Source organism: Bradyrhizobium sp. Pa8 (genome assembly GCF_052588265.1).
The window spans coordinates 2,751,049-2,769,697 of sequence record NZ_CP176767.1 but is presented as its reverse complement, the minus strand read 5'-3'; the positions used below and the strand labels follow the sequence as shown (position 1 = coordinate 2,769,697).

Below are 18,649 nucleotides of genomic sequence, written 5' to 3'. Positions count from 1 at the left end.
GCCGGATCATGCTGCGACGTGTGCGGCGTCAGTATCGCGGCGGTTGCGCCGGAATCGGCGGCGCCGGGTCGGTCGAAATCGACACCGCCGAGCCCGATTGCAGCTTGAGCTGGCCGACGGCGACGACCTTGTCGCCTGCCTTCAGGCCCTTGACGATTTCGGCACGACCATCGACCCGGTTGCCGGTCTGCACGAAGGTGCGCACCGCGCTCAGGCTGGTCTTGCCGTCCTCTTCCTTCTTTTCGGTGATCACGAACACGGAGTCGCCGTACAGCGTGTAGTCGACCGCAGTCTCGGGCACGGTGATCACCGCCGGCTTGTCCGGCAGCACCACCGTCGTGGTCACGAACATACCGGGCTTCAGGATCTTTTCCGGATTAGCGACCGTCGCCTGCACGCGGATGTTGCGGGTATCGGTGGCGATCTGCGGCTCGATCGTGGTGATCTTGCCTTCGAAGACGCGGCCCGGATAGGCGTCGACCTTCAGCCGGACGACCTGACCGACCTTGAGGTTGCCCGAGTCCTTTTCCGTCACGGTGAAGTTGGCCCACAGCTCCGACAGATCGGTCAGCGACACGATCGCCGTGCCGGCCGTCAGATACTGGCCGACCTCGACCTTGCGGACGCCGAGGTCGCCGGAGAACGGCGCGCGCACCAGCTTCTGCGAGATCAGCGCCTCGGTCTTGGCGATGCCGGCCAGCGCCTGGTCGTAGGCGGCCTGCGCGTTATCGACGGTGGCCTGCGGACCGAACTGGCGCGATGCCAGTTGCTTGGCGCGATCGAGCGAAAGCTGCGCGACGGTTGACTGCGCCTTGTAGTTGGCGAGGTCGCCCTGCTCCGGCATGTCGAACAGTTGCACCAGCGGCGTACCCGCCTCGACATGCTTACCCGGCTCGAACTTGATCTCGGTGACGCGGCCATTGACGTCGGCGCTGACGTCGACCTGATGCACGGCGAAGAGCCCGCCGACCGCGGTGAGCAGGTTCGGCACCACCTCGGACTTCGCCTCGGCCGCGCTGACCGCCGTCGGCGGCGGCTTGTTGTTGGCGAAGAACTGCTTGATCATCTGGCCGCGGAAATAATTGAACCAGACGAGCCCACCGACGAGCACGCCCAGGAGCGTGCCGACGATGATGAACCACAGCACCGGCCTGACCGGACGCTTGGGAGCCTTGGTGTCGATCGGTTCGCCCGAAATCTTGTGTTCGGTTACGATGTTCATGTCATGCGCTTTCTGCAATCGCCGTCTTGCCCGCATCCGCGGCCTGATCGCGGCCCAAATGCGAAGCAATTGCGGCGTCGTTAAGTCCGATACCCCTCAGGAGAAACTCACAGAGCTGCCGCTCCAGATCGTTCGCCTTGCCGTAAACGAGGCAGGGTGTGGCCGGCAGCCTGGTCAGCGCAGCCATCATCACCGAATGATGCGCGAACCAGAACAGGTTGAGCGGATCGCCGCTGAACGGCCGGGCGTCACCGCTGGCAACCGCGCGCTCGAGCGAGGCGAGGAAGACCGCCCCGATCAGCTTCTCGATCTTGGCATATAGCAGACGGGCGAATTCGCCGTCATCCAGATGGCTGGTGGCCATCAGTCGCAGGCGCTGCGCCTCTTCCTGATCGGGCCCGTCGGCGATGTGGAGGAAATGCTGGACCATGCCGCGGATCAACTCGACCAGCGTGGCTGTCGAGGGCTCCCGCTCGAGCAGGTCCGTCAGTGCCGGATCGGCTTCGCATTCGTCGCTGAGGATTTCGGCGTAGAGCGCCGCCTTGGACGGGAAATGCTTGAACAGCAGCGCCTCGGAAATGGCGGCGGCGGCCGCCACGCTCTTGGTCGTGGTGCCGGTATAGCCGTGTCGGGCAAAGCAGCGTTTTGCGGCACCGAGGATCAATTGACGCCTCAGGTCGCTCGTCATTCGCAGTGAGCTCATGTTAGTGAGTAAGCACTCACCCACGCAAAAGTCAAGCAGGATGCTGCGGCGCAACCTACGTGCGTGCAAACTTGTTGGAAAATGGCCACACTTCCCCGCCCGGAGGGACCGGAACGCTGCTCAGGACGGAGCCAAGTGGAGCTAGATCGGCTGGAAGCCGAGATCGTCACGGATCCGGTTGACGATGTAAGTCCCGTCCCGGACTGGGAGAATCCGGTCCAGGCTGGCGCTGTCGATCTTCACATTGGCAAATCGCGGCCCCGCCGAGACGTCGTGGACGGCTTTGGCGAAGGCCTCGACCTCGGCCATGGTCGAGATTGCGCGGGCGTCCCCGATGCCGCAGGCCCTGGCGACGCCGACGAGGTCGGCAGCCGCGGAGGTGTGGCTGGTCTGGCCGCCGGTCTCGCCATAGGCCTCGTTGTCGAGCACCACGATCGAGAGATTGGACGGCTTCTGCAGGCCGATGGTGGCAAGGCTCCCCATCCCCATCAGCATCTCGCCGTCGCCGGTGATGACCAGCACCGGCAATTTTGGTTGCGCCAGCGCCAGGCCAAGCCCGATCATCGCCGCACCGCCCATGCCGCCCCAGAGGTAGAAGTTGCGCGCGTGGTCGCCGGCGGCACACATGTCGTTGGTGGAGGCCCCGAGGCCGCCGATCGCAACGACGTCCTTGCGGTTCGCAAGCAGGGAGGACACCACCTGACGGCGGTCGAGGAGGTTGGCCTTGCTCATTTGGTGAAAACCTTGGCGCCGATCAGGCGCTGCGACAGCAGGACGGCGGTGGGCGTGAGCGCGTTGTAGGCTTGCGCTGCGGCCGCCTCCAGCACGGCCGGCACCTCGGCCGCATTGGACGCGCGCAGCACCTGGACGCCCGAGAGCTCGAACACGCCCTGCGTGGCCGATCCCATCGGCACCTGCCATGGATTGAACTCGCCCCACTCGCCGCGCATGGTCACGAGCGTGAGGAACGGAAAGCGCAGGATCGGGATCAGCGACAGCATGTTGATGCAATTGCCGACCCCGCTCGACTGCATCAGAAGCACGCCCCGCTGTCCGCCGGTCCAGGCCCCGGCCAGGAGTGCGACGCCCTCCTCCTCCGTCGTCAGCGGAATGCCGCGCATCGTGGATGAGCCGAGCACGCGCTGGATCAGCTTCGAATGGCCGGCATCGGGCACGTAAGGCACCTGCCGGACGTCGAAGCGTTGCAATGTCGCGAAAATATCGTCGGGCCAATTCGGGCCCGTGTCGGCAGCGTCAGCGCGAGCGTGCATTTTCCTGTCCGGTCGGCTTGCAAATCACGACACGACTGTAGACGGTGAGCCGAGCCGCTCGAAAGAGCGAAAACAGCATATCGGTCTCAACCGGCGAGTATGGCGGCGATGAACGCAAGTGCGAAAGAACTGGCGGCCAATTTCGATCTGGAGAAGCTGACACCCGAATTCTACGACGATCCCTACCCGACTTATCGTGCACTGCGGGAAAACGAGCCGGTCAAGCGCCTCCCCAACGGCACTGTGTTCCTGACCCGCTATGACGATCTCGTCACCACCTACAAGAACACAAAGTCGTTCAGTTCGGACAAGAAGCGCGAGTTCGCGCCGAAATACGGCGACACCCCGCTTTACGAGCACCACACCACGAGCCTCGTCTTCAACGACCCGCCCGCCCACACCCGCGTACGCCGCCTGATCATGGGCGCGCTGTCGCCGCGCGCGATCGCGGGGATGGAGCCTGATATCGTCAAGCTGGTCGACGGCCTGCTCGATGCCATCGCCGCCAAGGGGGCTTGCGAGCTGATCGACGACTTCGCCGCGTCGATCCCCATCGAAGTGATCGGCAATCTGCTCGACGTTCCCCACGACGAACGCGAGCCGCTGCGCGACTGGTCGCTTGCGATCCTCGGTGCACTCGAGCCGGTGGTGTCGCCCGAAGTGGCTGCGCGCGGCAACAAGGCGGTGAAGGACTTCCTCGCCTATCTCGAAACCCTGGTCGCGCGCAGGCGCCAAAAGCCGGGCAATCCCGAGCGTGACGTGCTGACGCGCCTGATCCAGGGAGAAGGCAACGGCGAGGAGAACGGCGAGCGGCTGACCGAGAAGGAGCTGCTGCACAACTGCATCTTCCTGCTCAATGCCGGGCACGAGACCACCACCAATCTGATCGGCAACGGCCTCGTCGCGCTGCACCGGAATCCGGACCAGAAGCAGCGGCTGATCGAAAACTCCGACATGATCAAGACTGCCGTCGAGGAGATGCTGCGCTACGAGAGCTCGAACCAGCTCGGCAACCGCATGACGACGGAGACGATCGAGCTCGGCGGCGTCATGCTCGACGCCGGCACGTCGGTGACGCTGTGCATCGGGGCGGCCAACCGCGATCCCGCCCAGTTTCCGGAGCCCGAACGCTTTGACATCGCGCGCACGCCGAACCGGCATCTCGCCTTCGCCACCGGCGCGCATCAATGCGCCGGCATGGCGCTGGCGCGGCTCGAAGGCGCCATCGCGATCTCGCGCTTCCTGGCACGCTTCCCGAACTATGCCGTGAGCGGCCATCCGGTACGGGGCGGACGGGTGCGGTTCCGCGGCTTCCTGAGCGTGCCCTGCTCCATAGGTTGATGGGCCTAAAACAAAAATGTCGAAAACAACCCCATGCACAGTAGCGGAGGTTGGCGGAAGATTGCTTCTGTGGATCCGCATAACCAACTGACAAGGGGAGGCAAATCAGCGCGATCGCGCACCTCGCCGATGCCCGGATCAATTTGAGCGCGGTGCAGTCGGTTGACGCCGGCACGCAGCAATGGAGTGACGAAAGATGAGCTCGTCCGTCATTGATTTCCTCGCAACAGAAGCGCGCTTTGGCGCCCGTAATTACGAACCGATCGGGGTCGTCCTGTCGCGCGGCGAAGGTGTCTGGGTCTGGGATACCGACGGCAACCGTTATCTCGATTGCCTCTCGGCCTATTCCGCGGTCAGCCAGGGCCATTGTCACCCCAAGATCCTGGCGGCGATGGTGGAACAGGCACACCGGCTGACGCTGACCTCACGCGCCTTCCACAACGACCAGCTCGCCCCGTTCTACGAAGAGATCGCGGGGCTGACCGGCTCCCACAAGGTGCTGCCGATGAACAGCGGCGCCGAGGCGGTCGAAAGCGCGATCAAGTCGGTGCGCAAATGGGGCTACGAGGTGAAGGGCGTGCCGGACGGCCAGGCCGAGATCATAGTCTGCGCCGATAATTTCCACGGACGCACGCTGGGCGTCATCGGCTTTTCAACGGACCCTGAGACCCGCACACACTTTGGACCGTTCGCGCCGGGCTTCAAGATCATCCCGTTCGGCGACGCCGCGGCGCTCGAAGCAGCGATCACGCAAAACACTGTCGCCTTTCTGGTCGAGCCGATCCAGGGCGAAGCCGGTGTCATCATTCCGCCAGCCGGCTATTTCGCCAGGGTGCGGGAGCTCTGCACGGCCAACAACGTCATGCTGGTGCTCGACGAGATCCAGACCGGGCTCGGCCGCACCGGCAAGCTGCTCGCCGAACAACACGAGGGAATCGAGGCGGACGTGACCCTGCTCGGCAAAGCGTTGTCCGGCGGCTTCTATCCGGTGTCGGCCGTGCTCTCGAACAACGAGGTGCTCGGGACATTGAGACCCGGGCAGCACGGCTCAACCTTCGGCGGCAACCCGCTTGCCTGCGCGGTGGCGCGCGCGGCGATGCGCGTGCTGGTCGAGGAAGGCATGATCGAGAACGCGGCCAGGCAGGGCGCGCGCCTTCTGGAAGGCTTGAAGGACATTCGCGCCAACACGATCCGCGACGTACGCGGGCGCGGCCTGATGCTGGCGGTCGAGCTGCATCCAGAGGCCGGCCCCGCGCGCCGCTACTGCGAGGCGCTCCAGGGCAAGGGTATCCTCGCCAAGGAAACCCATGGGCACACGATCCGCATCGCCCCGCCGCTGGTCATCACCAGCGACGAGGTCGACTGGGCGCTAGAGCGGCTCGCCACGACCCTGACGCAGGATTTCTCCTGAGGCGCCAAGTTCAATCTGGCGGTCGACAGCAAGTTTCGCGGCTGTGATGTCGCCGCCATCCGGGTCGAGGATGTGGCCGCCGGCGGGTACACGGCGGATCGCGCAACGGTCTGGCAAAAGAAAACCGGGCGGCCGGTCAGATTTGAATTGAGCGAGCAGACCCGCCAGGCGGTCGACGACTATCTAAAGGCCGCCAACGACTTCCAACAGCCGGTGTGGGTCCAGAACCGGACTCGTGCAGCGCAGCAAATTGTGACGCAAGGTCCTAAGGCAAAGCTCTGCATGATCCCGGCAACCGGATGAACGGGATGTGTGGAACCTATCGCAGCGACGGACGTTTTGGTCCGCGAATGAGCAGCGCCGTGCCCGGCGCAGCAAGCGCCGAGGCTGGCGCTGAGTTGCGCGGATCGGAGAAATGCTCATGAGACTCACTCTTTCAGTCATTAAAGCTGACGTTGGCTCCGTTGGCGGCCACACGAAGCCGTCTACACGCATGATGGCGGCTGTCGAGGGCGAGGTCGCGAAGGCGATCTGCGATGGCCTGCTGGTCGACGCTTTCGTCTGCCACACCGGCGACGACATTGCGATCATTATGACGCACACACGGGGCGAAGGAAGCTCCGAGGTGCATCAGCTTGCCTGGAAGGCGTTCCTCGCAGCCACTTCGGTCGCGAAAACTTCCGGGCTTTATGGCGCCGGCCAGGATCTTCTGGTCGACGCACCTTCCGGAAACGTCCGCGGCGCCGGACCGGGCGTCGCCGAGCTCAGCTTCGACCACAACCTCTCGGGTTCGAGGCCTGCGGAGTCCTTCATGGTGTTCGCCGCCGACAAATGCGGCCCCGGCGCCTACAACCTGCCGCTCTACCTCGCCTTTGCCGATCCCATGTATTGCGCCGGGCTGATGCTGCCCCCGATGATCAAGGGATTCCGTTTCCATGTTATCGACATGGACAACACGGCCGGCGACAGCATCATCGAACTCGACGCGCCTGAGGACAGTTACCACATTGCCGCGCTGCTTCGCGACAACGAGCGCTTTGGCATCGATCGCATCGTTTCTCGAACGCATAACGAGGTTGCCGTCGCCGTTTCGGCGCAGCGTCTTCACGCGATCGCAGGCAAGTACACAGGCAAGGATGATCCGGTCGCGATCGTCAGGAACCAAGGGATTTTCGCGGCGCCCGAGGAAATCATTTCGCCGTTCGCCAAGGCGCACTTCGTGGGTGGCGATGCACGCGGCTCGCATGTGATGCCGCTGATGCCCGTGCCAATTAACACCCCGGTGACGGGCATGTACTGCCTGCCGATCGTTTCCTGCGCCGGCTTCTCGATCGACAAGGAAGGCCGTTTTTCGGAGTCCTTCACCGATTTCTTCGACAACCCGGCATGGGACGAGGTCCGCCGGCGCGCCCAGCGCAAAGCCATCGAGATCCGCAGCCAGGGTTGGTCCGGCGCCGCGATGCTGCCCTATTCCGAGCTGGAGTATGGTGGCTTCCGCGACACCGTGTCCTCACTGCTGAAGCGCTTTCAGGTGCGCAAGGAGAGCACGCCGGAAGCGGCCGAGTAAGGGACTGCGTGCGAGGTGGGTATGGCAAAAAGGCGCATCGGCATTCTCACGGGCGGCGGCGACGTTCCCGGTCTCAATGCAGTCATCAAGAGCGTGACTTATCGCGGCAGTGAGGACGACATCGAGGTTGTCGGTCTGCGCCGTGGTTGGGAGGCCCTCACGCACCTGAACCTCGACGACCCAAACAGCAGGTCCCACTACGTCATCCCGCTGAACCGTGAAAACACTCGAACCATCGACCGGCGCGGCGGCACCGTGCTGCACTCGAGCCGCGTCAATCCCTCCAAAATACAAAAGCTGCCCGATCATCTCGTCGGCAATGATGTTCCGGTCTCGCTGAGCACCAAGGGCGGCATCGCGACAAAGACGTGGGACCTCACCAGCCGGGTGCTCGCTAACCTTTCGGGACTTGGCATCGAACACCTGATCGCCATCGGCGGCGACGATACGCTCAGTTATGCGGCCAAGCTCAACGAACTCGGCGTCAAGATCATCGCCATCCCGAAGACGATGGATAATGACGTCCGCAACACCGAGTACTGCATCGGCTTCTCGACCGCGATCACCCGCGCCAGCGATGCCATCCAGCGGCAGCGCACCACCGTCGGCTCGCATGAGCGAATTGGCATTTTCCGCGTCTTTGGCCGCGATGCCGGATTCACGGCACTCTACACCGCGTATGCGACCTCGATACGATGCGTCATACCGGAGTATAAAGTCGACCTCGACAAGCTGGTCCAGTTGCTCATCGAGGACAAGCGCGCCAATCCAAGCAACTACGCGCTGATCGTGCTCAGCGAGGGAGCTCAGTGGGAAGGCTACAAGCTGCGCGAATACGGCGAGCCTGACGCCTACGGGCACCGCAAGAAGGCCAACGTGGCGGAATCGCTTGCCGACGAGATCAAGCGGCGCACCGGCGAGGAAACGATCACCTCCGATCTCACCTACGATTTGCGATCGGGCGATCCGGACTTCATCGACAAGCTTGTGGCCCTGACTTTCGGTAACATGGCCTACGATGCCATGCTGGAAAGCAAGACCGGCCTCATGTCGGCGCTGGTCGAGGGCCGCTACGACCTCGTGCCCATCCCTGACGCCAAGCTCGGTCCGCGCAAATTGGACGTTGCCAGCAGCTACAACACGGAGCGCTACCGCCCCATCTACGCCAACAAGCAGGGGCTGCCGATCTTTCTTAACCGCGCGTCTTAGCGGGCCGGATGGTAAAGCCAATAGCCGGCATGACTGGCTGCTGTGGGTGCGTCGGAAGATCGCAATGCCGGCCGCGACCAACTACGAACCATTCCGCCACCTGTGCGTTGAAAGTTGTGGGCGATTACGAGCTGGGAGCTACGATCATGCTTCCGCGTGGCGTTTGCCTTACGGCTTTTTTGGTTGGTGTCTCGATGCTGACGGCGAGCGTCGGCGCGTACGCCCAAGGACCCCCGGGACACGGAAGGGGCGGACCACCGGGGCCGGCAGCTCGGCCGGCAGCCCCACCAGCCATGGCCCGACCGGCGGCGCCACCTGCGATGGCGCGTCCCGCCGCGCCGGCATTTCATCCCCCGGCCATGCCGCAGCGACCGGCAATGGCACCGAATCCGGCGCCTCGCATGGCCTCCCCGCCGCCGCGCCCGGCCCCGCACTTCGCTGCACCGCCGCCGCGAGCTGCCCCGCACGTGGCGGCACCGCGACCTGAATTCCATCGCGCGCCGGCTGCCCCGCAACGTCCGGCGATGGCACCGCGGCCGACGCCGCATATCGCCGCCCCCTCACCCCCAAGCGCGCCGCCGGCCGTGAGCGAGCGGCGGGAACAGCCGCGCGAGATGCTGTCGCGCCAAGCCTCGGAACGCCAGGGCCGCATCGACCGCTTGCAGCAGCGTGTGCAGACATTGCAGTCGCAAAAGCCGGAAGGCGCACGCGCGCAACGCGAGCAGCAGCGGTTGCTGCAGTCGCAGAATAGGCTGCTGGAGCGCGAGCAGCGCGTACAACAGCGTGCACAGCACGTCGAGCAGCGACAGCGCGAGATGCTGTCGGGCCAGACCGCGGAGCGCCAGACCCGCATCGATCGCCTCCAGCAGCGTGTGCAGACATTGCAGTCGCAAAAGCCGGAAGGCGCACGCGCGCAACGCACACAAGACCGCGCACTGCAGGCGCAGAACCGTCTGCTGCAGCGCGAGCAACGCGCGCAGCAAATCGATCTGGCGCGTCAGCAGAGGCTGGGACTGCAGGCCCCCGCTGCAACAGTTGCAGCGGCTGCCGCCGCGCGCGGGCGGTTTGGCGCGCACTTCCGCGAGCGGGCGACTGCGCAAACCCAAGCGACCCTCGTCGCTCGCCACAGCGGCTGGGCTCCCCGGCAGGCCTGGCGACACCGCCATCCCGCAGTGTTCGTGGCATGGCTTGGGCCCGTGTTCTGGCCTTATGCCTATTCGGACATTTTTGACTACACGTTCTGGTCCTATGCTTACGAGCCCGGCTATTGGGCGTACGCATATGACGACTTCGTCGACACCGTGTTCTGGGGTGGTGACAGCCCCTATTCCGCCTATGCCAGCACCAACCCGTATGATTATCCGCAAGCCGGTGGCGGCACCCGCGCGCGCCAGCGCGCCAGCGTGAGCCCGCAAACGCTGCAGCAATTGTGCGGCACGCCGGACAAGGGCGTCACCGCCTGGCCGCTTGACGATATCACGAGGGCGGTGCGGCCGACGGCGGAGCAACGCGCGCTGCTCGACGCGTTGAAGACCGCGGCGGTCAACGCCGCCGGTGTGTTCAAGGACTCCTGTGCGGAGACTTATGCACTGACGCCGCCTGGCCGCTTGCGGGCGATGATGAACCGCGTCAGCGCGACACTGGATGCTGTCAAGATCGTGCGACCGGCACTGGAGAATTTCTACAACTCGCTCAGCGACGAGCAGCAGGCCCGCTTCAACGCGCTCGGCCCCAACATCGGCGACCGCTCGCCGCCGCAGCAGCAAGCCAGCGGCGAGGAAGCCAGTGCCGAAGGCTGCGGTGATCCGAAGTCCGGCCTGACCCAATTGCCGATCCAGAGGATTGAGGCTGTGCTCCACCCCGCGGGCAAGCAGAAGGAAGCGCTTGACCGCCTCAGCGAAGCGACGGCGAAGGGCGTTGAGGGCCTACAGGCGGCCTGTCCGAACGATGTACCGCTGACGCCGGTCGGACGGCTGGAGGCGATGCAGCACCGGCTCGAGGCCATGCTTCAGGCCGCCAAGCTGGTCGAGCCCGCCCTGGACGAGTTCTATGCCACGCTGAGCAGCGAGCAGAAGGCGCGCTTCAATACGCTGCAACAGCTCGCAGGCCCGTGACGGCGGCGTCGCATTCTCTCGTTGCAATGTGAGCAGCGGCCGAGCGACGCGGGGTGCGATCATCGCCCTGCTCCACACTACGACGAGAACATGCGTATCCAGGCCGCTTCTCTCTGCGAGAAGCGCGGTGGCACGGAATGCAAACAACCGCCTCGTCTTGACCTCACGCGACGGAAATCGTCTTCGGTCCAGCGTCATTCGCGGTTGGGATCGCTTGAGGCCGCTCTTTCTCATCCGCGCTATTGGCGTTGCATTGCTGGAAGTAGGCAGACAACTCAAGATCGGCCAGATGATCCCAATATTCTGCTTCTGCGAGCAGCTTCCATTTGTTCATGCTGTTGTACGCGGCCTGTTGGCGGCACAGCGAACCCATCGCACGCAAGCGCTGCACTTTCTCCACTGCCTCCACTGCCAACCTCCCTTCGCGCCAGCTTGTTCACAAGCGCATTTGTGTCGTCACAATTTCGCAGATTGAATTGACGAGTGATAGTCCGGTGTTTGACGGTCAATCGATGATAGCGCAATCGTCAGACTTTTCACCGACGTGAGCAGCTCCAGCCCTGAGGGCTAGTCCAGTTCTCAGCGCCGCAGCCCCTTCGGCCAGCGCTGTACGCAGGCACGCAACAAGACTCGTGTCGGACGACGGGGTCCTAAGTCGCAGGCGCATTCCATTTCAGGACTGAAATCATAATTGTGAGCGGCCCTCCCGGGATAGTGGTTAGCTGGCGATCAGACCGGGCCGGACAAGGTTTGATCCCGAAACTATTTTGGCCCGGCACATTGGACTGCAAGACCGCCTTCGGGCGGTCTTTCCTTATCGCCGCAATGGAACGGGCCGGGACTGGATCACGCCGGGGCCCTCCGGCACGCCGATCACAACAATGGCCCCGACGATTGCACGTCGGGGCCATCCAAGATCATCAGGCGTGGGTACATCCGCCGTGCCTGCCGATCGTTGATGCCACTGATTACCGCATCCGATCTGGCGCAGACTGTGGCGAGGCTGCGGCATCGGGATGATATCATTCTGCCTGAAAGCTGATGGCTGTCCACCTCTCGTTGGTGGTACTCCAACCGGCTCGCTGAATCGCTCAAGCCCGCCGCTTCGGTGCCGTCGAGCGGAAGGCGCGCGTCAACACGCGGCAACAAGTCGCAAGCCCGCGGGGACAGCGCGCGTGGGAGCTACACCACCGTCCTGTGCCGTTCGATGCACGTGCGCAGCACCTCGTCCATCGGCTTGTTCCACCAGTCGTTGGAGAAGATCTCGATCTCTGAAAAGCCGGCATAGCCCTGCGCCTCAACCGCGGCGCGCACCGATTTGATGCCGATGACGCCGTCGCCCATCATGCCGCGGTCGTTGAGGATGTCCCTGGTCGGCACCAGCCAGTCGCAGACATGGAACGCGAGCAGGCGATCCTCGCCGGCACGCGCGATCTGGGCCATCAGTTCCGGATCCCACCAGATGTGATAGACGTCGAGCGCGACGCCGAGCATGCCGCTGCGGCCGGGGTCGAGCCGATCGCAGATGTCGAGCGCCTGTTTCGTCGTGTTCACGCAAGCGCGGTCGGCTGCATAAGCCGGATGCAAGGGCTCGATCGCCAGCGGCAGCTTTGCCTGTTTGGCATAGTCGAGCATCTCGGCCAGAGCCTCCTCGACCTGACCGCGCGCTGCGACGATATCCTTGGACGCCTCGCTGCCCGGCCGCGAATATTGCGGGAGGCCGCCAACGACGAGAACGATGCAGGGCGCGCCCAGCGCCTTGGCTTCGTCGACGCAGCGGCGGTTGTCGTCGCGAACTTCGCCGCGACGCGATGCGTCCGAGGTGAACATGCCGCCACGGCAATAGCCCGACAGCCCGAGGCCGGCATCGCGCACCGCGCGCGCGGCGCGATCCAGACCGACGGAAGCGACCTGGTCGCGCCAGGGGTCGATGGCGCGGATGCCATGCCTTGCACAGGCCTCGATGATCTCGACGAGGTCACCCTGCTTGCGGACCGTCGCCGTGTTGAGTGACAGCCAGCGATGGTCGGACGAGAAATCGCGCATCAGGAGTCCAGTCCGTGCGAGGCCAGCACGGTCTTCATCCGCCGTGTCGCCAGTTCCGGATTGGCGAGCAGGCCGGCCTGATCGGCAAGACGGAACAGCTCGGCCAGATGCAGCATCGACCGCGCGCTCTCCTGTCCCCCGACCATGGTGAAATGATCCTGGTGGCCATTGAGATAGGCCATGAACACGACGCCGGTCTTGTAGAAGCGCGTCGGCGCCTTGAAGATGTGACGTGACAGCGGCACGGTCGGCCCCAGCACGTCGTGGAAACCGGCCTCGTCGCCGGCCGCGAGCCGCGACAGCGCGTAGGACGCCGCCGGCGCGATCGCATCAAAAATGCCGAGCAGCGCGTGCGAAAAACCCTGCTCGTCGCCGGCGATCAGCTCCGCGTAATTGAAATCGTCGCCGGTGTACATCTTGATGCGCTTGTCCAGGCGCCTGCGCATGTCGATCTCGCGCTGCTTGTCGAGCAGCGAAACTTTCACGCCGTCAACCTTGGCCGCGTTGTTGTTGATGATGGCCACCGCAACGTCCATCGCCTTGTCGAGGTCCTTGGTGCCCCAATATCCGGTCAGAGCGGGATCGAACATATCGCCGAGCCAGTGGATGATCACGGGCTCGCGGACCTGCGACAGCACGCGGTTATAGACCTTGGCGTAATCGTCGGCGCTGCGGCCGAGTTTTGCGAGAGCACGCGACGCCATCAGGATGATGCGGCCGCCGACCTTCTCGACGGCCGAGAGCTGCTCCTCATAGGCACGGATGACGTCGTCGAGGCTCTTCGCATCCTCGACAGCGAGATGGTCCGTGCCCGCGCCGGAGAACACCAGTGCGTTGCGCCGCTTGGCGGCACCGACCGAGCGGGTGATCAACTCCAGCGAGGTTGGCCAGTCCAGCCCCATTCCGCGCTGCGCGGTGTCCATGGCTTCGGCCACGCCGAGGCCGAGATCCCAGACGTGCTCGCGGAAGGCGATGGTCTTGTCCCAGTCGACGGCAGCCGAGAGCCAGGGATCGTTGTCCGCAAAGGGATCGACAACCGTGTGCACGGCCGAGAACGCGATGCGGTTCAGCGGTCCCTCGAGTTTAGCGGGAAACGTGCGCGAGGCCGCAAGCCGGTAGGTCTCGATCGAGCGATCGGCCTTCGGCAGCTTGAGCGACAATGACGACATCGGCAGGACGGGCTTGTTCATGACTTCAGACCTCTCCCCGTCATTGCGAGGAGCGAAGCGACGAAGCAATCCAGACTCTTGCCGCGGAGGTAGTCTGGATTGCTTCGCTTCGCTCGCAATGACGGCTCAACATTGAGACTTATCCAATCAACCTCAGGCCTTGATCGGGGCGACGTCGATCCAGCGCCGCTCCTTCCAGCTCTTCAGCGCGCATTCGGCGAGCTGCACGCCCTTGACGCCTTCGAGCAACGTGAACTTGTAGGGCGCGTCCTCGTAGACGTGGCGGATGAACATCTCCCACTGCTCCTTGAAGCCGTTGTCGTAGGTGACGTTGTCAGGCAGCTTCTGCCAGTCGCCGTAGAAATCGTGCAGACGCTTCTCGTCCGGATTCCACACCGGCCGGGGCGTCGCCTGCCGCGCCTGGATCATGCAATCCGACAGGCCCGCGACCGCCGAGCCGTGCGTGCCGTCGACCTGGAAGGTGACGAGGTCGTCGCGATAGACGCGCGTCACCCAGGACATGTTGATGTGGGCGATGACGCCGCCCTCGAGCTGGAAGGTCGCATAGGCGGAATCGTCCGCGGTCGCCTTGTACTTCTTGCCCTGCTCGTCAAAACGCTCGGGGATGTCGGTGTTGCCGATGCAGACCACGCTCTGGACGTTGCCGAAGAGGTTGTCGAGCACGTAGCGCCAGTGGCAGACCATGTCGAGGATGATGCCGCCGCCGTCCTCGTCGCGGTAGTTCCATGACGGCCGCTGCGCCTCCTGCCAGCCGCCTTCGAACACCCAATAGCCGAATTCGCCGCGCACCGAGAGGATGCGGCCGAAGAAGCCGGAATCGCGCAGGAAGGCGATCTTCTTCAGGCCGGGCAGGAACAGCTTGTCCTGCACCGTGCCATGCTTGACGCCCTTGGCGTTGGCGAGCTTGACGACCTCGAGCGCCTCCTCGAAATTCGTCGCGATCGGCTTCTCGCAATAGACGTGCTTGCCGGCATTGATGGCCTGAGTCAAAAGGCCGGGCCGCGCCTGCGTGGTCGCGGCGTCGAAGAACATGGTGTCGTTCTTGTCGGCGAGCGCCGCATCGAGGTCGGTGGTCCAGCGCGTGATGTTATAGCGCTTGGCGAGGGCTTCGACCTTGTCGGCGCTGCGGCCGACCAGGATCGGATCGGGCATCACGCGGTCGCCGTTCCTCAGCCGAACGCCGCCCTGCTCGCGGATCGCGACGATTGAACGGATCAGATGCTGGTTGAGCCCCATGCGGCCGGTGACGCCGTTCATGATGAGGCCGAGGCGTTGGGTGGTCATGCCAATTGCTCCTGAAGTGATTTTGGCTGTTCGAGCGGGGCGAGCGCCGACCAGTCCGGATGGACCGACGTCGCAAAGCCCGTTGTGGCGAGCGATCCCGTCAGGAGATCGCCGTCGTGATTGGAGAGCCGGATGCCCTGCCCGGCATCGGCATAGAGATCGGGATGCGCCGCGGCGAAGGCCGCAGCTTCAGCGGCGGGTGTCTCGCCGAAGCCGTCGACATAGTGGTGGCCGTTGCGTTCGGCATGGGTCACGCCGATGAAGGCACCGAGCGCGAGATCCTGCTGCACGGCAAGGCCTGCCTGGCAGGTCAGGTCCTCTCCGGTCACGAAGAACCGCGCGCCGCCCGCGGTCCATTTCGCCGCGCGCGTCGCGTTGACGATGGACTTGTAGAGGCCCTTGCAGGATTTCGAGGAAATGCCGCAATAGCCGAGCGCACGCGCCGCCGGGAAGGCATCGTAGGAATCGTCGGCCTCGTCGATGATGAAGCCGTGCGCGGCGAGCGAGCCGAGCGGCGATTGCCGGGTGATGTCTCGCGGCATCGGCTGTTCGACATAGAGCAAGCGCGAGGCGATCGGGCGCAGCGCGGAATCACGATCAAGCCGGTCCATCAGTGCCTGTAGTGCGGCAAGATCGGCGTACTGCTCGTTCGCGTCGAGCGTCACCTTGTAGTCGCGCCCGAGCGTGTCGAGCTCCTTGCCGATCCGCGCCAGCCGTCCTGCATCGGCTGCGGGATCGCCCGACAGCTTCAGCTTGAAGTAATTGGCACCGGCGTTCTCGCGTGCATCGGCCACGCCGCCCTTGCCTTCGACGGTATCGTCGAGGCCGACGGTATGCCTGATGGCAACGCGCGGCAGCGGCTTCCGGCCGGCGAGAAACGCCGTGAGGTCCGCTTCCTTGAGGTCCGGCGAAAGCCGCGCATCGATGCCGGCAAGGTTGCCGGCCATCCCGTCGAAAAAGTTGGTATCCATGGCACGCAGCAGTGCGTCGAGGATCGCCTTGTCGATTTCCGCGGGGCCATAAGCCGCCGCAAGCGCTGGAATATTCTTTTTCGCACAAGTCGCGACCTGGGCACCGATGCACGAGGCATGCAGATCGAATGCCGTCAAAAATCCAGTCCGCGCAAGATAAAGGCCCCGCGCAATCTCCAGCGAACGCCGCAGGCCGTCAGCCGTCTGCGCCGGCGACAGCTCCGGCCGCTTGTCGAACCATTTTGGCACCAGCAGCTCGGCGCTGGCACCGACCGCATTCCCCCTGCCCTCGACCTCGATCTCGACCCGCACGAAAAGCTGCGGCGTCGCGTTGATCGTGATCGCGCCGAAGCGGAACGGCCGCGCGAAATGAACGGGACGTTCGAAGAAAGCGATGTCTCGCAGCTTCAGGCGCGGCGCCATGGTCGTCAGTCCAATGCCCCTTGCGAGAAGAAATGCTTGCGGATGCGTTGCACGAGCTCGGTGAAGACAGGATCGGCCATCACATCGAGCGAACGCGGGCGCGGCAGCGGCACGTCGTAGATCGCCGCGATCGCGCCGGGCCGCTCGGTCATGACCAGCACGCGGTCGGCGAGGAACACGGCCTCCGGAATCGAATGCGTGATCAGAAGCACCGTCTTCCTGGTCTCGCGCTGGATCCGCATCAACTCGACATTCATGCGCTCGCGCGTCAGCGCGTCGAGCGCGCCGAACGGCTCGTCCATCAGCATAATCTTGGGATCGTGCACCAGCGCACGACAGATCGAGGCGCGCTGCTGCATGCCGCCCGAGAGCTGCCAGGGCAGCTTCTTCTCGAATCCTTCGAGGCCGACCAGCTTCAGAAGCGCCTTGGCGCGATCGAGATATTGTTGTCGTGGCAGCCGCTTCATGTCGATCGGCAGCATCACGTTCGCGAGGATGTTGCGCCAGGGCAGCAGCAGCGCGTTCTGGAACACGATGCCGACATTGCCGTGCGGCTTCGTGACCTTCTCACCCTCGACCAGGACTTCGCCTGATGTCGGCGGCAGCAACCCCGAGATCAGTTTGAGCAGCGTGGACTTGCCGCAGCCGCTTGGGCCGACCACGACGAAGAACTCGCCGTCGTTGATGTGGAAATCGAGCGGACGCAGCGACGGCACGTCGCCGTCGCGCGTCCGGTAGGTCTTCGACACGCCGGACAGTTTGATGCCCGACGCATCGCCGGCAGCCCGGTCGCTCACCAGTCTCAGATGCGCGGCCTGCTGCACGGTTTCGCTCACGACTGCGGCTTGCTTCACGATCCGCTCTTCGGCAGATAATCGTTGGTGTAGAAGGCCTTCGGATTCTCCTTGGCCTTGGCATCCAGTCCGCCATATTCGACCATCAGATTGACGGAGTCCGTCATGTTCTGGTCGGTGACCTGGAACGGCCGCTTGCTCTTGGTCTCCGCGGTCCGGTAGAGCGGAATGGTCAGCTCAAAGCCCTGCGTCAGGGTGTCGATCTTGCCGCCCTTGGGGTTGGCATCGAGGATCGATTGTGCAGCCGCCTTCGGTTCCTTCTCGGCGGCTTCGACCGCCTTGGTCGTCGCCGACATGAAGCGGCGGACGAGGTCGGCATTGGCCTTCACATAGTCGGAGTTGGCGATGATGCCCGAGGAGACCATGTTGATGCCGTAGTCGGCGAACTTGATCGGATAGACGTCCTTGCCGGTGGCGTCCTTGATCTTCATCGACTGGTCCATGACGTAACCGAGCAGCAGATCGGCCTGGCCGTTGATGACGGCGTTGAGCTTGGTCTGGCCGTCGCCGGCGACCGTCTGGAAATCACTCTCCTTCAGGCCGGTCTTCTTCAGGAACAGCGGCCAGATCTGGGTCATGGAGTCCGCCGGTGTGATCGCCACCGTCTTGCCCTTGATGTCTTCCGGTTTCTTGATGTTCTTGTCGGCAAAACCCATGGCGGACATCGGACTGGTCTGGAGCAGCACGCCGGTCGCGACGACGGGCGCGCCCTTGATCGCGGCACGCATCATGGTGGGAACATCGACATAGCCGAAGTCGGCGGTCTTGGCGGCGACGGCCTGCGTGGTCGCGGCCGAACCGCGGCCTTCCTGGATCTCGAGGTCGATGCCCTCGGCCGCATAGATGCCCTTGGCCTTGCCGTAATAGAACGGCGCGTGCTCGCCATAGACGTACCAGTTCAGCATCAGCACGACCTTGTCGGCTGCCTGCGCGGGCATCGCCGCGAACACCATCAGCGCAGCCGAGACAGCTCCTATCCACCGCTTCATCGTTTCTCTCCCTTGCCCTTGTTGCGTCGGCCGTTGATGGCCGTTCGTTGCCTT

At 64.1% G+C, this 18,649-nt stretch carries 17 protein-coding genes; 5 read left to right on the top strand and 12 right to left on the bottom strand.

Annotated features, from left to right (window positions below; translation table 11 throughout):
• Positions 1-28 precede the first annotated feature (28 nt).
• From ACKWRH_RS12580 to ACKWRH_RS12565, 4 genes are all read right to left on the bottom strand, one after another.
• Complete coding sequence (locus tag ACKWRH_RS12580; protein WP_445220785.1) at positions 29-1,222, bottom strand: efflux RND transporter periplasmic adaptor subunit; 1,194 nt, start codon at positions 1,220-1,222, stop codon at positions 29-31.
• 1 nt (position 1,223) lies between these two features.
• Entirely contained in the window at positions 1,224-1,925 is a 702-nt protein-coding gene (locus ACKWRH_RS12575) for a TetR/AcrR family transcriptional regulator (RefSeq protein ID WP_085404399.1), read from the bottom strand.
• A 141-nt stretch (positions 1,926-2,066) separates the two neighbouring features.
• Complete coding sequence (locus ACKWRH_RS12570) at positions 2,067-2,657, bottom strand: thiamine pyrophosphate-dependent enzyme (protein ID WP_445220784.1); 591 nt, start codon at positions 2,655-2,657, stop codon at positions 2,067-2,069.
• The gene (locus ACKWRH_RS12565; protein WP_445220783.1) at positions 2,654-3,196 is read right to left on the bottom strand and encodes a phosphonopyruvate decarboxylase; all 543 of its coding nucleotides are present in this window, start codon (positions 3,194-3,196) and stop codon (positions 2,654-2,656) included. Before ACKWRH_RS12565 ends, ACKWRH_RS12570 begins: the two co-directional genes overlap by 4 nt.
• A gap of 108 nt (positions 3,197-3,304) precedes the next feature.
• Here ACKWRH_RS12565 and ACKWRH_RS12560 point away from each other — a divergent pair, with 108 nt between their 5' ends.
• From ACKWRH_RS12560 to ACKWRH_RS12545, 4 genes are all read left to right on the top strand, one after another.
• Entirely contained in the window at positions 3,305-4,537 is a 1,233-nt protein-coding gene (locus ACKWRH_RS12560) for a cytochrome P450 (RefSeq protein ID WP_445220782.1), read from the top strand.
• Positions 4,538-4,733: 196 nt separating this feature from the next.
• On the top strand, positions 4,734-5,948 hold the full coding sequence (gene rocD / locus ACKWRH_RS12555) for an ornithine--oxo-acid transaminase (protein ID WP_445220781.1): 1,215 nt from the start codon (positions 4,734-4,736) through the stop codon (positions 5,946-5,948).
• Positions 5,949-6,363: 415 nt separating this feature from the next.
• On the top strand, positions 6,364-7,515 hold the full coding sequence (locus ACKWRH_RS12550) for a fructose-1,6-bisphosphatase (RefSeq protein ID WP_445220780.1): 1,152 nt from the start codon (positions 6,364-6,366) through the stop codon (positions 7,513-7,515).
• A gap of 21 nt (positions 7,516-7,536) precedes the next feature.
• Positions 7,537-8,724 carry a 6-phosphofructokinase gene (locus ACKWRH_RS12545; protein WP_445220779.1) on the top strand — a complete coding sequence of 396 codons (1,188 nt, stop codon included), beginning with the start codon at positions 7,537-7,539 and terminating at the stop codon, positions 8,722-8,724.
• 560 nt (positions 8,725-9,284) lie between these two features.
• On the opposite strand, the gene ACKWRH_RS12540 is transcribed toward ACKWRH_RS12545, so the two are convergent.
• Complete coding sequence (locus ACKWRH_RS12540; RefSeq protein ID WP_445220778.1) at positions 9,285-9,851, bottom strand: hypothetical protein; 567 nt, start codon at positions 9,849-9,851, stop codon at positions 9,285-9,287.
• Between the two features lie 69 nt (positions 9,852-9,920).
• Here ACKWRH_RS12540 and ACKWRH_RS12535 point away from each other — a divergent pair, with 69 nt between their 5' ends.
• Positions 9,921-10,838 carry a Spy/CpxP family protein refolding chaperone gene (locus ACKWRH_RS12535; RefSeq protein WP_445220777.1) on the top strand — a complete coding sequence of 306 codons (918 nt, stop codon included), beginning with the start codon at positions 9,921-9,923 and terminating at the stop codon, positions 10,836-10,838.
• 163 nt (positions 10,839-11,001) lie between these two features.
• On the opposite strand, the gene ACKWRH_RS12530 is transcribed toward ACKWRH_RS12535, so the two are convergent.
• The 7 genes from ACKWRH_RS12530 to ACKWRH_RS12500 form a co-directional block, all read right to left on the bottom strand.
• Positions 11,002-11,247 (bottom strand): hypothetical protein, encoded by a 246-nt coding sequence (locus ACKWRH_RS12530; protein WP_445220776.1) that lies wholly within the window; start codon positions 11,245-11,247, stop codon positions 11,002-11,004.
• 773 nt (positions 11,248-12,020) lie between these two features.
• Positions 12,021-12,884 (bottom strand): sugar phosphate isomerase/epimerase family protein, encoded by an 864-nt coding sequence (locus ACKWRH_RS12525; protein WP_445220775.1) that lies wholly within the window; start codon positions 12,882-12,884, stop codon positions 12,021-12,023.
• On the bottom strand, positions 12,884-14,074 hold the full coding sequence (locus tag ACKWRH_RS12520) for a dihydrodipicolinate synthase family protein (protein WP_445220774.1): 1,191 nt from the start codon (positions 14,072-14,074) through the stop codon (positions 12,884-12,886). Before ACKWRH_RS12520 ends, ACKWRH_RS12525 begins: the two co-directional genes overlap by 1 nt.
• 132 nt (positions 14,075-14,206) lie before the next feature.
• Positions 14,207-15,358, bottom strand: a complete 1,152-nt coding sequence (locus ACKWRH_RS12515) for a Gfo/Idh/MocA family protein (protein ID WP_445220773.1) — start codon at positions 15,356-15,358, stop codon at positions 14,207-14,209.
• Positions 15,355-16,752, bottom strand: a complete 1,398-nt coding sequence (locus ACKWRH_RS12510) for a hypothetical protein (RefSeq protein ID WP_445220772.1) — start codon at positions 16,750-16,752, stop codon at positions 15,355-15,357. Before ACKWRH_RS12510 ends, ACKWRH_RS12515 begins: the two co-directional genes overlap by 4 nt.
• A 5-nt stretch (positions 16,753-16,757) precedes the next feature.
• The gene (locus ACKWRH_RS12505) at positions 16,758-17,606 is read right to left on the bottom strand and encodes an ABC transporter ATP-binding protein (RefSeq protein ID WP_028157076.1); all 849 of its coding nucleotides are present in this window, start codon (positions 17,604-17,606) and stop codon (positions 16,758-16,760) included.
• Positions 17,603-18,595, bottom strand: coding sequence for an ABC transporter substrate-binding protein (locus ACKWRH_RS12500; RefSeq protein WP_445220771.1), 993 nt, complete (start codon positions 18,593-18,595; stop codon positions 17,603-17,605). The genes ACKWRH_RS12505 and ACKWRH_RS12500 overlap by 4 nt, the downstream gene beginning before the upstream one ends.
• Positions 18,596-18,649 lie beyond the last annotated feature (54 nt).

Bases quoted from the DNA above. Each gene is read 5' to 3' on its own strand.
- ACKWRH_RS12510 (WP_445220772.1), bottom strand. From the start codon at position 16,752: ATGGCGCCGCGCCTGAAGCTGCGAGACATCGCTTTCTTCGAACGTCCC.
- ACKWRH_RS12550 (WP_445220780.1), top strand. From the start codon at position 6,364: ATGCTCATGAGACTCACTCTTTCAGTCATTAAAGCTGACGTTGGCTCC.
- ACKWRH_RS12545 (WP_445220779.1), top strand. From the start codon at position 7,537: ATGGCAAAAAGGCGCATCGGCATTCTCACGGGCGGCGGCGACGTTCCC.
- ACKWRH_RS12500 (WP_445220771.1), bottom strand. From the start codon at position 18,595: ATGAAGCGGTGGATAGGAGCTGTCTCGGCTGCGCTGATGGTGTTCGCG.
- ACKWRH_RS12570 (WP_445220784.1), bottom strand. From the start codon at position 2,657: ATGAGCAAGGCCAACCTCCTCGACCGCCGTCAGGTGGTGTCCTCCCTG.
- ACKWRH_RS12520 (WP_445220774.1), bottom strand. From the start codon at position 14,074: ATGAACAAGCCCGTCCTGCCGATGTCGTCATTGTCGCTCAAGCTGCCG.
- ACKWRH_RS12515 (WP_445220773.1), bottom strand. From the start codon at position 15,358: ATGACCACCCAACGCCTCGGCCTCATCATGAACGGCGTCACCGGCCGC.
- ACKWRH_RS12575 (WP_085404399.1), bottom strand. From the start codon at position 1,925: ATGAGCTCACTGCGAATGACGAGCGACCTGAGGCGTCAATTGATCCTC.
- ACKWRH_RS12525 (WP_445220775.1), bottom strand. From the start codon at position 12,884: ATGCGCGATTTCTCGTCCGACCATCGCTGGCTGTCACTCAACACGGCG.
- rocD (WP_445220781.1), top strand. From the start codon at position 4,734: ATGAGCTCGTCCGTCATTGATTTCCTCGCAACAGAAGCGCGCTTTGGC.
- ACKWRH_RS12565 (WP_445220783.1), bottom strand. From the start codon at position 3,196: ATGCACGCTCGCGCTGACGCTGCCGACACGGGCCCGAATTGGCCCGAC.
- ACKWRH_RS12560 (WP_445220782.1), top strand. From the start codon at position 3,305: ATGAACGCAAGTGCGAAAGAACTGGCGGCCAATTTCGATCTGGAGAAG.
- ACKWRH_RS12580 (WP_445220785.1), bottom strand. From the start codon at position 1,222: ATGAACATCGTAACCGAACACAAGATTTCGGGCGAACCGATCGACACC.